This window comes from Ramlibacter sp. PS3R-8 (genome assembly GCF_037572435.1).
Lineage (GTDB): Bacteria > Pseudomonadota > Gammaproteobacteria > Burkholderiales > Burkholderiaceae_C > Ramlibacter.
Map to the genome: position 1 here is coordinate 327,261 of NZ_JBBHGT010000001.1, position 16,816 is coordinate 344,076.

The 16,816-nt window shown below is 68.7% G+C and carries 6 protein-coding genes; all 6 read left to right on the plus strand.

The window, feature by feature from the left end; genetic code table 11:
• Positions 1-3: 3 nt before the first annotated feature.
• The 6 genes from WG902_RS01585 (at position 4) to WG902_RS01610 (ending at position 16,799) form a co-directional block, all read left to right on the plus strand.
• Entirely contained in the window at positions 4-7,647 is a 7,644-nt protein-coding gene (locus tag WG902_RS01585) for a cadherin-like domain-containing protein (RefSeq protein ID WP_340058134.1), read from the plus strand.
• Entirely contained in the window at positions 7,644-10,118 is a 2,475-nt protein-coding gene (locus tag WG902_RS01590) for a hybrid sensor histidine kinase/response regulator (protein ID WP_340058135.1), read from the plus strand. The genes WG902_RS01585 and WG902_RS01590 overlap by 4 nt, the downstream gene beginning before the upstream one ends.
• 14 nt (positions 10,119-10,132) lie before the next feature.
• Entirely contained in the window at positions 10,133-12,004 is a 1,872-nt protein-coding gene (locus WG902_RS01595) for a putative bifunctional diguanylate cyclase/phosphodiesterase (protein ID WP_340058137.1), read from the plus strand.
• Between the two features lie 99 nt (positions 12,005-12,103).
• Positions 12,104-13,927 carry an FAD-dependent oxidoreductase gene (locus WG902_RS01600; RefSeq protein WP_340058138.1) on the plus strand — a complete coding sequence of 608 codons (1,824 nt, stop codon included), beginning with the start codon at positions 12,104-12,106 and terminating at the stop codon, positions 13,925-13,927.
• On the plus strand, positions 13,924-15,747 hold the full coding sequence (locus WG902_RS01605; protein WP_340058139.1) for a 2-oxoacid:acceptor oxidoreductase subunit alpha: 1,824 nt from the start codon (positions 13,924-13,926) through the stop codon (positions 15,745-15,747). Before WG902_RS01600 ends, WG902_RS01605 begins: the two co-directional genes overlap by 4 nt.
• Complete coding sequence (locus WG902_RS01610; RefSeq protein WP_340058140.1) at positions 15,744-16,799, plus strand: 2-oxoacid:ferredoxin oxidoreductase subunit beta; 1,056 nt, start codon at positions 15,744-15,746, stop codon at positions 16,797-16,799. Before WG902_RS01605 ends, WG902_RS01610 begins: the two co-directional genes overlap by 4 nt.
• Positions 16,800-16,816 lie beyond the last annotated feature (17 nt).

Here is a 16,816-nt window from a genome sequence, read left to right on the forward strand (position 1 = left end):
CCGATGGGCTGGCTGCAAGGACTCCTCACGAAAAAGAACGAACGGGTGGGGCCCGTGGCGGAGCCGATGGAGCCGCGGCTGCTTTACTCCGCCGATCTCGCGGGCGCCTTCACGCTCGCCGCGGCGATGGATGCGCCGGCGGAGCACCGCACCTTGGCACCCGACGGCGAATACGTGCAGCCGAACGCCGTCGAGAGGGTCGCGCTTCCCGCCAACGAGGTGGTGTTCGTCGACATGGGAGTGCCGGACGCGGACCGCCTGTTGCAGGACCTGCAGGACCAGCGAGACGCGGGACGGCTGATCGACATCGTGCGCATCGAGGCCGGCGACGACGGCATCGCGTTGATTTCGGACACCTTGGCCGCGCGCAGCGGCATCACGGCGGTGCATATCCTCAGCCACGGAACGGAAGGGCGCATCCAGCTGGGTGGAGCCTGGCTGGACGCAGCGGCGTTGAGCGCTCGCGGCGGCGAGATCGCAGGCTGGCGCGCTGCGCTCGGCCTGGATGCCGACTTGCTGCTGTATGGATGCGAGGTTGCGGGCAGCGCCACCGGCGAAAGGCTGCTCGCGGACCTCGGCGCACTGACCGGCGCCGACGTCGCGGGCAGCACGGACGTGACGGGCGCGCAGCGATCGGGGGGGGACTGGCTGCTGGAAGCCAGCACCGGGCGCATCGATGCGGTCGGCGCCATCAGTTCGGGGGCGCAGGCCGAATGGCAGGGGCTGCTGGCCACCTACACCGTCTCCACGACGCTGGACGTCACGCTGGTTCCCGGCACCTTGCGCTGGGCGATCCAGCAGGCGAACAGCAACCCCGGCGCCGACACGATCGTCCTGCCCTCCGGCAACTTCGCGGTCGCCTTGCCGGGCGGAGACGATACGGGCCTGCTGGGCGACCTGGACATCAATGGCGACGTCACGATCCAGGGAAATGGTTCCGGCAACACCATTGTCCAGGGCAACGGGCTTGATCGGGTGTTCGACGTGCGCAGCGGTGACGTCGATTTCAAGGATCTCACCATCAGCGGTGGCGGAAGCGTGTCCAAGGGCGGCGGCATCCACGTCTTCGCGGCCGGATCCACCGTGACGCTGGACCGCGTGGTGGTCGAAGGCAACCGTGCCAACGCCGGAGCCGGCATCTTCAGCAGCGGCACATTGATCCTGCGCGACGTTCATCTCGACGCGAACGTGGGGACCGGAAGCAACAGCACCGGCGGCGGTTTGCAGAACGAAGGCACGGCGACCGTGCTTCGCACGACGGTCAGCGGAAACCAGGCCGTCGACGGCGGCGGCATCTACAGCAAGAATGGTCCGATCACGATCGAGAACAGCACCATCAGCGGCAATACGGCCTCTTCGGCCGGTGGCGGCCTCTACACCAAGTTCGGCGGCAACCAGATCATCAGCTCCACGATCGCGTTCAACACCGCGCCGGTGGGTGGCGGCGTCTACGCGGATGCCGCTGGCAGCTTCATCTTCAAGGGAACGATCCTCGCCGACAACACCGGCGGCAACGCGAATGCGGCGCAGCAGTCGATGGGCCACAACATCGACACCGACAACTCCGCCGGTTTGCTGCAGGCCACCGACCTGCATCCGGCCTCGGCCGGCATCGCGTCCCTCGCCGATAACGGCGGCTTCGCACCGACGCACGCCTTGCTCGCGGGATCGGTCGCCCGGGATGCCGGTGCGGCGGACGCGCCCGCGACGGATCAGCGGGGAGAGGCCCGCAGCGGGGCAGCCGACATCGGGTCCTTCGAGTTTGCCAACGCCGCGCCGACGATCAGCGTGATCGCGGACCAGACGACGCCGGAAGACACTCCCGCGGCCGTCATCAACTTCACCGTGGGCGACGCGGAGACGGCGGCCGCCGCCCTCGTCGTCACGGTGACCTCGGGGAATGCGGCGGTACTGGCTTCCGCCGGCATGGTGCTCGGCGGTTCGGGCGCGAACCGGACGCTCACGCTCACCCCCGTCACGAACGGCCGGGGGTTGGCGACCGTCACGGTCACCGTCTCGGATGGCTCACGCAGCAGCAGCACGACCTTCACCTTGACGGTAACGTCGGTGAACGATCCACCGCAGGGAACGGACAACACCATCGCGATCAACGAGGATGCGCCGCGCGTCCTCACGGTCGCCGACTTCGGCTTCAGTGACACAGCGGACGGCGACGCGCTCGGCGCGGTGCGGATCACTTCACTGGCCGGAGGCGGCACGCTCGCCGGCGACGGAGTGGCGGTCACGGCCGGCAGCGTCGTGTCGGCTGCGGACATCGCTTCGGGCAAGCTGGTCTTCACGCCCGCCCCGGATGCGAACGGGAACGCGTATGCCTCGTTCGGCTTCAAGGTCGTGGACACCGGCGGGACGGCGGACGCAGGGGTGGACGAAGATCCCACGGCGAACCTGCTGACGTTCAACGTCACGCCCGTGGCGGACCTCCCCGTCACGAGCGACGTGGCGCTCGGACCCGTCGCGGAGGACAGCGGCGGCCTGTTGATCACCACCGCGCAGTTGCTCGCCAATGCGGCGGATGGCGACGGTACGCCCGTGAGCCTTTCGGGCGTGACGCTCACCAGCGGCGCGGCCAGCGGGACCTTCGTCGACCACGGCGACGGCACCTGGACGTTCACGCCGGCTGCGAATTTCAACGGAACGGTCACCTTCGGCTACTCCATCACCTCCGGCGGCGACACCATCGCCGGATCGGCCAGCCTGGTCGTGACGCCGGTCGCAGACCTGCCGACGACGTCCAACGTGGTGCTGGGCCCGGTGGCCGAGGACAGCGGCGGCGTGCTGGTCACCAGGGCGCAGTTGCTGGGCAATGCGGCCGATGGCGACGGTACGCCCCTCATCCTCTCGGGTGTCACGCTCACCAGCGGCGCGGCCAGCGGGACCCTCCTGGACAACGGCAACGGGACGTGGACCTTCACGCCGGCGGCGAACTTCAGCGGCACCGCCACGCTCGGCTACGCGATCACCTCCGGCGGCGACACCATCGCGGGCACGGCAAGCCTGGTCGTGACGGCGCTCTCCGACGACCCGGTCCACACGGTGCCGGGCCCGCTGACGGTCGCTGAAGACACCTTGCTGGCCATCGGGGGCATCAGCGTCGACGACCCGGACGGGGACCTCACGACCACCCGCGTGCGCGTCTCGAACGGCAACCTCACCGTGGATCTCTCCGGCGGGGCAACGATCGTCGCGGGGGGCAACGGCAGGGGCTCGTTGACACTCGCGGGAACCCAGGCCCAGATCAACGCGGCGCTGGCGACACTGCAATACCTGGGCGACCAGGACTACTTCGGTCCGGACACCCTGACGGTGCGATCGGCGGACGGACCAGGCCGGCCGACCGTCGACAGGGTCGCCATCACTGTCACTCCCGTAGGCGACGACCTCCCCACCACGTCCAACGTCGCACTGGGGTCCGTGGCCGAGGACAGCGGCGCGCTCCTGGTCACGGCCGCGCAACTGCTGGCGAACGCGGCGGACCCCGACGGCACGCCGCTCACCGTGTCGGCAGTCTCGATCACTTCGGGCAGCGGCACGCTCGTCGACAACGGGAACGGGACGTGGACCTTCACGCCGGCGGCGAACTTCAACGGCACGGTCAGCTTCGGCTATTCCGTCACTTCCGGAAGTGACACGATCGCCGGAACGGCGAGCCTGGATGTGACTCCGGTGGCGGACCTGCCGGCGACTTCGGACGTCACGCTCGGACCGGTGGCGGAGGACAGCGGGGCGCTGCTGATCACCACGGCGCAACTCCTGGCCAATGCGAGTGATGGGGACGGTACACCGCTGACGCTCTCGGGCGTGACGATCACCAGCGCAGCGGGCAGCGGCACGTTGACCGACAACGGCGACGGCACCTGGACCTTCACGCCGGCTGCGAACTTCAACGGGGCCGTCACCTTCGGCTATTCCATCACCTCCGGCGGCGACACCATCGCCGGATCGGCCAGCCTCGTCGTGACGCCGGTCGCAGACCTGCCGGCCACGTCCAACGTGGTGCTGGGCCCGGTGACCGAGGACAGCGGCGCCCTGTCGATCACCACCACGCAGCTGCTTGGCAATGCGGTGGATGAGGATGGCACGCCGCTGACGCTTTCCGGCGTGTCGATCACCAGTGGCGCGGGCAGCGGCACGTTGACGGACAACGGTGACGGCACCTGGACGTTCACCCCGGCGGCGAATTTCAACGGCACGGTCACCTTCGGTTATTCCATCACTTCCGGCGGCGACACGATCGCCGGAACGGCGAGCCTCGACGTCATGCCGGTGGCCGACCTGCCGACCACTTCGAACGTCACGCTCGGCCCGGTGGCGGAGGACAGCGGCGCGCTGTTGATCACCACGGCGCAACTCCTGGCCAATGCGAGTGATGGGGACGGTACACCACTGACGCTGTCGGGCGTGACGGTCACCAGCGCGGCGGGCAGCGGCACCTTGACCGACAACGGCAACGGCACCTGGACCTTCACGCCGGCGGCGAACTTCAACGGCACCGTCACTTTCGGCTATTCCGTCACGTCCGGCGGCGACACGATCGTAGGGACGGCCAGCCTTGTGGTGACGTCGGTCGCGGATCTTCCGACGACGTCCAACGTGGTCCTCAACCCGGTGGCCGAGGACAGCGGCGCGCTCGTCATCACCGCGGCGCAATTGCTGGCCAACGCGGCCGATGGCGACGGCACCGCGTTGACCGTGGGCGCGGTGTCTGTCACGCCTGGCAGCGGCACGCTGGTCAACAACGGCAACGGGACCTGGACCTTCACGCCGGCAGCCAACTTCAATGGCACGGTCACGTTCAACTACAACGTCCGCTCCGGCGGCGACATGGTGGCGGGGACTGCAACCCTGGCGGTGACGCCGGTGGCGGACCTGCCGACGACTTCGAACGTTACGCTCGGCCCGGTGGCGGAGGACAGCGGCGCACTGTTGATCACCACGGCGCAACTGCTGGGCAATGCGGCCGACGCGGACGGCACGCCGCTGACGCTGTCTGGCGTAACGGTCACCAGCGCGGCGGGCAGCGGCACATTGACGGACAACGGCAACGGCACCTGGACCTTCACGCCGGCGGCGAACTTCAACGGCACGGTCACTTTCGGCTATTCCATCACGTCCGGCGGCGACACCATCGTAGGGACGGCCAGCCTGGTGGTGACGCCGGTCGCGGATCTTCCGATGACCTCCAACGTGGTGCTGGGCCCGGTGGCCGAGGACAGCGGCGCGCTGCTCATCACCGCGGCTCAATTGCTGGCCAACGCGGCCGATGGCGACGGCACCGCGTTGACCGTGGGCGCGGTGTCTGTCACGCCTGGCAGCGGCACGCTGGTCAACAACGGCAACGGGACCTGGACCTTCACGCCGGCAGCCAACTTCAATGGCACGGTCACGTTCAACTACAACGTGCGCTCCGGCGGCGACATGGTGGCGGGGACTGCAACCCTGGCGGTGACGCCGGTGGCCGACCTGCCGACGACTTCGAACGTCACGCTCGGATCGGTGGCGGAGGACAGCGGCGCACTGTTGATCACCACGGCGCAGCTCCTGGCCAATGCGAGTGATGGAGACGGCACGCCGCTGACGCTGTCGGGCGTGACGCTCACCAGCGCAGCGGGCAGCGGCACCTTGACCGACAACGGCAACGGCACCTGGACCTTCACGCCGGCTGCGAACTTCAACGGGGCCGTCACCTTCGGCTATTCCATCACCTCCGGCGGCGACACCATCGCAGGAACGGCGAGCCTGGCCGTGCCGCCCGTGAACGACGTCCCGACGACATCCGAAGTGACGCTGGGCCCGGTGCTGGAGGACAGCGGGGCGTTGGTGATCACGGCGGCGCAATTGCTGGCCAACGCGGGCGATGCCGACGGCAGTGCCATGACCGCAACGAATTTGGCCGTCACGTCCGGCAACGGCACGCTCGTGAACAACGGCAACGGCACCTGGACTTTCCGGCCGGCCGCGAACTTCGACGGCGCCGTCACCTTCTCGTATTCCATCAGCGATGGCACCGCAGCCGTTTCGGGCACGGCATCCCTGCAGGTCACGCCGGTGAACGATGCGCCAGCCCCGCGCCGCGACACGGTGGATGCCACCGAGGACACGGCCGTCACCTTCACTCCGGCGCAACTGCTGGGCAATGACACCGACGCGGACGGCGACTCCCTGACGATCGCGGGTGTGACCAGCGGGGCAGGTGGCACCGCAGTGCTCAACCCGGACGGCAGCATCACCTTCCGCCCGGCGACGAACTTCAGTGGCGTGGCGACCTTCACGTATACGGTGACCGACGGCATCACGACTTCGGCGCCGGTCACGGTGACCGTCAACGTCGCCTCGGTGAACGATGCGCCAGTCGCGCAGGATGACCTGCTGCAGGGCGTCGAGGACACCGGCATCACCTGGAGCCCAGCCGATCTGCTGGGCAACGACCGCGATATCGACGGCGACGCATTGACCATCTCCAGCGTGACCAGCGCCAGCGGCGGCACCGCGGTCCTGAACGCCGACGGCTCCGTCACCTTCGTGCCCGACGCGAACTTCAACGGCGACGCGACCTTCACTTACACCGTGGGCGACGACACCGCCCGTTCGCGGACCGCGTCGGTGACGGTGCGCGTCGCACCTGTGGCCGATGCGCCGGTGCTGGTGATGAATCCCGACATGCCGGTGCTGGAGGGACAAACCAGCGTGGGACGGATCGGCGCCACGGACGTGGACAGCCCCGGAGAAACGCTGCGCTTTTCGATCGCCGGCGGCGCCGACGGCGGCCGTTTCGTCATCGACGCGGTCACAGGGCAACTGATCTTCCGGGCCGGGCCTGACTACGATGCGCCTGGCGACGCCGACGGCGACAACGTCTACACGGTCGCCGTGCAGGTGAGCGACGGGGTGCTCGCCACGACGCAGACCTTCACCGTGCGCGTGCAGGACGTGGTGGAAACGCCGACCCCCCCACCGCCGCCCCCGACGCCGGAACCGCCGCCGCCACCTCCTCCGCCGCCACCGGGGCCGCCGGCACCGCCCCCGCCGCCCCCGCCGCCGCCGCCGGGTCCGCCGCCGGTGATCGTCGGCCAACCGCCGGGAGATGGGCCGGGGCTGCCCCCGCCGCCTGCGCCGCCCACGTTCACCGTGTCGCCGCTGCCCACGCTCACCGTGTCGCCGCTGCCGGAGATCAGCAGCGTCGGACCGAACGCCGTGCGGACCGTGGTTTTCGATCGCGACGGCATGCTGCTCGCCAGTGTCGATGCACCGGGGATGTCCGTTTCCGGTTTCGGCGTCTCGGCGCGGGTGGAGGCGACGCAGATGGAGGACCTGCAGCGGTCGCTGCGTTCCGGCAGCTTCGCCGACAACTTGAACCGGCTGCGCGAGGAAGTGCGCGAGAACGTTTCGCTGGAGCAGTCGTTCTCCGTCTCGGTCGCGGGGGTGTCGCTGGGCCTGTCCCTGGTCTACGTGCTCTGGCTGATTCGCGGCGGCGTGTTGATGGGAAGCTACCTGTCGGCGCTGCCCGCCTGGCGGATCCTGGACCCGCTTCCGGTGCTGGCGCGCCGCGGCGAGGATGAGGAAGCGGACGAGGAAGACATGGAAGGCGCGCTGGACACGGGGCGCAACGTGCTGCGGGGATTCGGATGAAGCTGATCGGCACGCGCACCTACATCTCCCTGGGCCTGGTTTCGCTGGTCAGCACCACGCTGCTGGCGGCCTCCTTCCTCGGGCTGGTGCCGGACCGCGTCGGCGCGGAACGCGAGGGGCGCATCGCCCTGGCGGAGTCCCTCGCTGCCGGCAGCACCGCCATCCTGGGGACCTCCGACGCGCGGCCGCTGGAAGACATGTACCGATTCGTGCAGAAGCGCAACGACGCGCTGCGTTCGATCGGCCTGCGGTCGAAGGACGGAAGGCTGGTGGTGACGGCAGGCGAGCATGCGCGCCACTGGATGCCGATGGACAGCGAGGGCGCTCGCGACGCCCAGATCCAGGTGAACCTGCTCGCCGGCGGCCAACCGTGGGGCCAGCTCGAACTGCGCTTCCAACCGCTCACCCGTCCCGGCCTGGCCGGCATCCTGCTTTCGCCGTTGGTATTGCTGCTCGCGTTCTGCGCCACCCTGTCGTTCCTCGGCTTCCACGTCTACCTGTCGCGCGTGCTGCGGCACCTGGATCCGGCGAAGGCGATTCCAGGACGCGTGCGCTCGGCGCTGGACTCGCTGGCGGGCGGCCTGCTGGTCATCGACCAGAAGCAGCAGGTCGTGCTGGCGAACGAAGCATTCGTCCGGCTGCTCGGACGGTCCAACGAGCAACTGGTCGGCACGGCCGTCTCCACCATCGCCTGGCTCGATGACGCCGGCCAGCCGCTGCCGGCGGAGTCCGCGCCGTGGACGGCCGCCCTCCGGTCGGGCGGCACCCAGCGCAACGAGCGGCTGCGCTTGCGCGCCGCTGACGGCCGGGAGCGCAGCTTCATCGTCAACTGCGCACCTGTCAACGGGGCGGGCCCGCGGCCGGGCGGGGTGCTCATCAGCCTGGAAGACATCACGCTGCTGGAGGAAAGCCGGGTCGAACTGCGTTCGGCCAGGGACGAGGCCGAAGCGGCGAACCGCGCCAAGAGCGAATTCCTGGCCAACATGAGCCACGAGATCCGCACCCCGATGAACGCCATCCTCGGCTTCACGGAGCTCCTGCGGCGCGGCTTCGGCAAGAACGAACGCGAGTCATCCCATTACCTCGACACCATCCACCAGAGCGGCAAGCACCTGCTCGGGCTGATCAACGACATCCTGGATCTTTCCAAGGTGGAGGCGGGGCAGCTGACCGTGGAGAAGATCGGCTGCGCGCCGCATGCCGTGATCCAGGGGGCGTTGGCGGATCTCGGGCTGAAGGCGCAGGAAAAAGGCATCCGGCTTTCGATCCGCCTGCTCACCCCGGTGCCCGAGCGCGTGCAGTCCGACCCGGCCCGGCTGCGCCAGGTGGTGCTCAACCTCCTGAGCAATGCGGTGAAGTTCACCGAACAGGGTGGCATCGAACTGGTGCTGGGATGCACTGGCAATGTCTATACGGTGGAGGTGAACGACACCGGCATCGGCATGGAGCCGTCGAAGGTGGAGTCCATGTTCGACCCGTTCACCCAGGCCGACACTTCCATCCATCGCCGCTTCGGCGGCACGGGCCTGGGACTGGCCATCAGCCGGCGGCTGGCGCGCGCCATGGGCGGCGACCTGGTGGCGACCAGCCAGCCCGGCGTGGGCACGACCATGATCTTCACGTTCGCCACCGGCCCGCTGCAGGGCGTGCGGATGCTCGACGCCGGCCAGCTGGCCGCACCGCAAGCGGCCGAAACAACCCTGCGCCGAACGCGCTGGCTCATTCCCCCGGCGCGCGTCCTGGTGGTGGACGACGGCGCGGAGAACCGCGAACTCCTCTCGCTGGTGCTGGCCGAGAACGGGCTGTGGGTGGAAGAGGCCGCCGACGGGCAACAGGCGCTGGACAAGCTGGCCGCCGGCAGCTTCGACCTGGTGTTGATGGACATGCAGATGCCGGTCATGGACGGCTACGCGGCCACGCAGGCGCTGCGGGCCCGCGGCGACAAGATGCCGGTGGTCGCTCTGACGGCGCACGCCATGAAGGGCTACGAGGAGGACGTGCTGCGGGCAGGCTGCACGGCCTACTTGACCAAGCCGGTGGACATCGACATCCTGCTGCAGCAGGTGGCGCTGTTGCTGGGCGGCACCGCCGAGGAAACGCGGCCCGCGGACCTCGTCACTTCGGTCTTCGCGGACCTCGGCGACGACCTGCCGGCCGAGGGGCCGATCCGCTCGCGTTTCGCCTCGAATGCCAAGCTGGTCCCGATCGTGCGGAAATTTGCCGCGCGGCTCGACGAGCAACTCGAGCAGGTTCGCATCGCCCTGCGCGGCGGTGACCTCACCGAGGTGGAGCGGCTGGCCCACTGGCTGGCGGGCGCGGCGGGCACGGTTGGCTACGACGCTTTCACCGCGCCAGCGCGCGAGCTGGAGGCGACGGCGAAGGACAATGACGCAGCCGCCGTCGAAGTGGTGCTGCAACGGCTGTTCCAGATGGCAGGGCAGCTGGAATTGCCGGAAATGGTGACGCAATGAAGGAGGGACGTGCCATGGAGGGGGACTCGCTCTCGACCCAGCCGACCGTGTTCGCGCCGGGCGAGGACAGGCTTTCGGAAGAGGAGCTGCGGGCGCTGTCGCCACAGGAGCTGATCTGGCGCAACCGCACGGTGGCCGCGTTGTCAGAGGCGTTGATCATGATGGTCGACGACGAGATGCTGAACATCGAGATGACCCAGGCCTTCCTGACGGAAGCGGGTTACAAGCAGTTCGTGCAGACCGACCAGCCCGAGCAGGCGGTCGCGATGATGCGGCGCGAAATGCCTGGCGTGCTGCTGCTGGACCTGAGCATGCCCAGGGTGAGCGGCCTGGACATCCTGGCAACGATGCGGGAAGACCCCTCGTTGCGGCACGTGCCGGTGATCGTGCTCACCAGCAGCACGGACCCGCAGGTGAAGCTCAAGGCGCTGGCCCTGGGCGCGATGGACTTCCTGTCGAAGCCGGTGGACCCCAGTGAACTGGGACTGCGCATCCGCAACACGCTGGCGGCCAGCGCCTACCGCGAATACCTCGGCCAGCACGACGCGCTGACCGGGCTGCCGAACAAGCTGCGGTACCGCAAGGTCGCCTCGGAGGTGCTGGCGCACGCGCGGGACAGCGGCACCAGCGGGGCTTTCCTGCACATCGGCGTGGATGGCCTCGGCAGGATCAACGATGCGCTGGGCCGCGTCGTCGGGGACCAGATGCTCCAGCGGCTTGCCAAGCGGCTGGCCAGCGGCGTGCAGACCGAAGCCGAGGGCGAGCTGGCCTCGGAGCACCACAATCCCACGCTGTTTCGCTTCGACGGTGACGAGTTCGCCGTGATCATCCCCGCCATGGACGGCGTGCACAGTGCCGCCGCCTTCATGAGCAAGGTGCTCGAAGACGCCACGGCCAGCTTCCACCGCTCCGGCTCCCCCGAGGTCCTCGTCACATGCAGCGTGGGCGTCTCCGTGTTTCCCGGCGATGGCATGGACATCGACCTGCTGACGCGCAATGCAGGCCTGGCCCTGCGGCATGCCAAGCAGGCCGGCCCGCACCGGTATGAGTTCTTTTCGCCGAAGTTCAACGAACAGGCCCTGAGCCGGCTCGACCTCGGCGCGGAGCTGAGGCACGCGCTGGGGCGCGACGAGATCGAACTGATGTACGAGCCGCGGGTCGAGCTCGCCACCAGCAGGATGGTCGCCGCCCAGGCGATCGTCCGCTGGCGCCATGCCTCCGGCAGGGTCATCGAGGGCGACGAGCTGATGGACCTGGCCGGCACCTCCGAGATGGACGTCGCCCTGATGGAATGGGTGTTCGAGCAACTGCGCAAGAGCATGAAGACCTGGAAGGCGGCCGGCCTGCAGGCGGTTCCGGTGGGCGTCAAGGCGTCCATGGCCAACCTGCATCCGCGCGACCTGAGTCACCTGGTGAACGCGGCGCTCGCGGGCGGCATCGAACCGCGCCACCTGTCACTGGAACTGCAGCAAGTGGCGGCGCTCGAGAACCTGCCCGCCAAGGACACGGCGGCCATCGCCTTGCTGCGCAAGAGCGGCGTGCGCGTGTCCCTGGACCGGTTCGGCCGCTCGGCGTCCGCCATCCACTTGCGCAGGCTGGCCTGCGACGAGGTCAAGGTGGACGAGAGCTTCATCCGCGACATGGACAACGACGCCCTCGTGCAGGGGATCGTTCTCGGCATGGGCGACCTCGCCCGCCGGCTGAAGCTGAACTGCGTCGCTCCCGGCATCACCACTGCGCAGCAGCTGTCGGTGCTCAAGAAAAACGGCTGGGACCAGGGGCAGGGCCCCCTGTTTGGCGACCGGCTCAATGGGCTGAATTTCGCGGCGCGCTGGCTGACCCGGACCGGCAAGCCCCAGCGCGTGCCTGTCGCCGGTGACGCTTGATCGTTCCCCGGCCTAGTGGAATCCACGGGGCGAAGCGCCCCGGGGCGGGCGTAGACTGAACCGGCGGCCCCTTGGGCCCGCAGTCCAGGAGGCCCGTCCTTGCAGCCGACGAACATCGCCGATCCGGCGTACTTCCACAAGGTGGTGGATTGCCAGTGGGCCTGCCCCGCGCACACCCCTGTCCCCGAATACATCCGCATGATCGCCCAGGGCCGCTACGGCGATGCCTACATGGTCAACTGGGTGTCCAACGTCTTCCCCGGCATCCTCGGACGCACCTGCGACCGGCCTTGCGAACCCGCCTGCCGGCGTGGGCGGGTCGAAGAAAGCAACACCGGCGCCCCCGAACCTGTGGCCATCTGCCGCCTCAAACGCGTGGCGGCCGACCACAAGGGGGACGTGCAAAGCCGCATGCCGGGCCGGGCCCCGAGCAACGGCCGCCGCATCGCCTGCGTCGGCGCCGGTCCTGCATCGCTCACGGTCGCTCGCGACCTCGCGCCGCTCGGCTATGAAGTCACCGTGTTCGAAGGCGAGCAGAAGGCGGGCGGCTTCATGCGCACGCAGATCCCGCACTTCCGCCTGCCGGAGGAGGTGATCGACGAGGAGACGGGCTACGTGCTCGATCTCGGCGTGAACTTCGTCGCCGGCCGCTCCATCACGTCGATGAAGGCCCTGATGGCGGAAGGGTACGACGCCATCTTCGTCGGCTGCGGCGCGCCGCGCGGCCGCGACCTCGACCTGCCGGGCCGGCAGGAAGCGGCGGCGCAGATCCACGTGGGCATCGACTGGCTGGCATCCGTCTCCTTCGGGCACATCACCGAGATCGGCAAGCGGGTGATCGTGCTTGGCGGCGGCAACACGGCGATGGACTGCTGCCGCTCGGCGCGCAGGCTCGGCGGCGCGGACGTGAAGGTCATCGTGCGCAGCGGCTTCGAGGAGATGAAGGCCTCGCCCTGGGAGAAGGAGGATGCCATGCACGAGGGCATCCCGATCATCAACTTCCATGTGCCCAAATCGTTCGTGCACGAGTCCGGCCGGCTGACCGGCATGACGTTCGAGGTGGTGCGCGCCGAATACGACGCGCAGGGCCGGCGCAACCTGGTGCCCACCGGCGAGCCGGACGTGCTGTTCCCTTGCGACTCGGTGCTCATCGCGGTAGGGCAGGAGAACTCCTTCCCCTGGATCGAGCGGGACTCGGGCATCGCCTTCGACCGCTGGGGCCTGCCGGAACTGGACAAGGGCACCCACCAGTCCAGCGTGCCGAACGTCTTCTTCGGCGGGGACGCTGCCTTCGGTCCCAAGAACATCATCACGGCGGTCGCCCACGGCCACGAGGCGGCGGTGTCGATCGACCTGCTGCTGGAGGGGCAGGACCCGCGCGCCCGCCCCGGTCCCATCGTCAACCTGATGTCCCAGAAGATGGGCATCCACGAATGGAGCTACGACAACGCCACGTCGCTGGACAACCGCCACAAGGTGCCGTGGGCCAAGGCGGAGATGGCGCTGGCCAGCATCCGCGTGGAGGTGGAACTGGGCTTCGACGCCGCCACCGCATTCAACGAGGCGCAGCGCTGCCTGAACTGTGACGTCCAGACGGTGTTCAACCAGTCGACCTGCATCGAATGCGACGCCTGCGTCGACATCTGCCCGATGGACTGCATCTCCTTCACGGCCAACGGCGAGGAGCCGGACCTGCGCCAGCGCCTGAAGGCGCCCGCGCTGAACCTGGCGCAGGACCTGTACGTGTCCGGGCAGCTGAAGACCGGCCGCGTGATGGTGAAGGACGAGGACGTCTGCCTGCACTGCGGCCTGTGCGCCGAGCGCTGCCCCACCGGCGCCTGGGACATGCAGAAGTTCCTGTTCAAGACGGCAGTGGCGGGCCTGGGCCGGCCGCAGCGCGCGCCGCAGGAGGCCCTGGCATGAGCAGGATCGAAGCCGTCAACGATTTCGTCATCAAGTTCGCCAACGTCAACGGGTCCGGCTCGGCGTCCGCCAACGAGCTGTTCGCCAAGGCCATCCTGCGCATGGGCGTGCCGGTGAGCCCGCGCAACATCTTCCCGAGCAACATCCAGGGCCTGCCGACCTGGTACGAAGTGCGCGTCAGCGAGCAGGGCTGGCAGGGCCGGCGCGGTGGCGTGGACATGATGGTGGCGATGAACCCGCAGACCTGGGACGCCGACGTGGCGGAGCTGTCGCCCGGCGGCTACCTCTTCTACGACAACACGCGTGCCCTGCCGCCGTCCGCCTTCCGCGCCGACATCAACGTCATCGGCATGCCACTCACGGAAATCTGCAACGCCGTCTACTCCGACCCGCGCCAGCGCCAGCTGTTCAAGAACATCGTGTACGTCGGCGCCTTGTCGGTGCTGCTGGAGATCGACCCCGCCGAGATCGAGAAGCTGTTCGGCGAGCAGTACAAGGGCAAGGAAAAGCTGCTGGCCTCCAACGTGCAGGCGCTGCAGCTCGGTCGCGAATTCGCGCACGAGCACCTCGACTGGCCGCTGGGCCTGCGCGTGCGCAAGGCCGACCGCGTGGGCGACCAGATCTTCGTGGACGGCAACGCCGCGGCCGCACTGGGCTGTGTGTACGGCGGCGCCACGGTGGCGGCGTGGTACCCGATCACTCCGTCGTCCTCGGTGGCGGAAGCCTTCGAGCGCTATTGCAGCAAGCTGCGCGTGGATCCGGACACCGGGCAGCATCGCTACGCGATCGTGCAGGCCGAGGACGAGATCGCCTCGATCGGCATGGTGGTGGGCGCTGGCTGGAACGGCGCGCGCGCATTCACCGCGACCTCCGGCCCCGGCGTGTCCCTGATGACCGAATTCATCGGGCTGGCCTACTTTGCCGAGATCCCGGTGACCATCATCAACGTGCAGCGCGGCGGCCCCTCCACCGGCATGCCCACCCGCACGCAGCAGGCCGACGTGGTGGCGTGCGCCTACGCATCGCACGGCGACACCAAGCACGTGCTGCTGTTCCCGCAGGACCCGCACGAATGCTTCGAGCACGCCGCCCGCGCGCTGGACCTGGCGGAACGCCTGCAGACGCCGGTGTTCGTGATGACCGACCTGGACATCGGCATGAACCAGCGCCTGTGCCGGCCGTTCCACTGGGATGACGCCGCGCAATACGATCGCGGCAAGGTCATGAGCGCCGCGGAGCTGGAGGCGGGGCGCGATTTCGGCCGCTACAAGGACGTGGACGGCGACGGCGTGCCCTGGCGCACGCTGCCGGGCACGCATCCGACCAAGGGTTCGTACTTCACGCGCGGCACCACCCGCGATCCGTACGCGCGCTACTCCGAGCGCGGTCCCGACTATGTGTACAACATGGAAAGGCTGCTGCGCAAGTTCGAGACGGCGGCCGCGCTGGTGCCGCAGCCCGTGATCCAGCGCGCCGCCGCCGAGACGCCCCTGGGTGTCATCTACTTCGGCTCCACCAGCCCGGCGATGCAGGAAGCGCTGGGCGTGATGGCGGCGCAGGGCATCCACCTCGACGCCATGCGGCTGTGCGCCTTTCCGTTCCCGGCGAGTGTCGCGGACTTCATCGCCAGGCACGAGCGCGTCTTCGTGGTGGAGCAGAACCGCGACGCCCAGATGCGCAGCCTGCTGGTCAACGAGCTCGACATCTCGCCACGCCAGCTGGTGAAGGTGCTGCATTACGACGGCACGCCGATCACGGCGCGCTTCATCACCCAGGCCATCACCACGCATGTCCAGGCGCAGCGGGAGAAAGTGCAATGACCTACATCGCCAAGCCGCAGCTGCGCCACCCGTCGCTGGAGAAGAACCGGGTGGGCTACACCCGGCGGGACTACGAGGGCAAGATCTCCACCCTCTGCGCCGGCTGCGGGCACGACTCCATCTCGGCGGCCATCATCCAGGCGTGCTGGGAGCTGGACATCGAGCCGCATCGGGTGGCCAAGCTGTCGGGCATCGGCTGCAGCTCGAAGACCCCCGACTACTTCCTCGGCGCCTCGCACGGCTTCAACACCGTGCACGGCCGCATGCCGTCGGTGCTGACCGGCGCCAACCTGGCCAACCGCGACCTGCTGTACCTCGGCGTGTCCGGCGATGGCGATTCCGCCTCGATTGGCCTGGGCCAGTTCGCGCACGCGATGCGGCGCGGCGTACGGATGGCCTACATCGTGGAGAACAACGGCGTGTACGGCCTGACCAAGGGCCAGTTCTCCGCCACCGCCGACAGCGGCAGCAAGAGCAAGAAAGGCGTGACCAACAGCGACAGCCCGGTGGACCTGGTCGCCATGGCGCTGCAACTGGGTGCGACCTACGTGGCACGCAGCTTCTCCGGCAGCAAGGAGCAGCTGGTGCCGCTGATCAAGGGCGCGATGACGCACGGCGGCGCGGCCTTCATCGACGTCATCAGCCCGTGCGTGGCCTTCAACAACCACCCGGGCAGCACCAAGAGCTACGACTACATCCGGGAACACAACGAGTCCGTCAGCCGCATCGACTTCATCTCGAAGCGCGACGAGATCACGGCCCAGGCCCCGCCGGGGCAGGTGGTGGACGTGCGCCAGCACGACGGAACGCTGCTGCGCCTGCGAACCCGGCATGCGGACTACGACCCGACCGACCGTGCCGCCGCCATGGCCTTCATGCAGGCGCACCAGGCGCGTGGCGAGGTGGTGACGGGCCTGCTGTACGTCGACCCGCTGGCGACCGACCTGCACACGGCGCTGAACACGACCGCTCGTCCGCTCAACGCGCTGGAAGCGCCCTCGCTCTGTCCAGGAGCCGCGGTTCTGGCGAAGATCAACCACTCGCTGCGCTAGCGGCGGGACGGAGACCG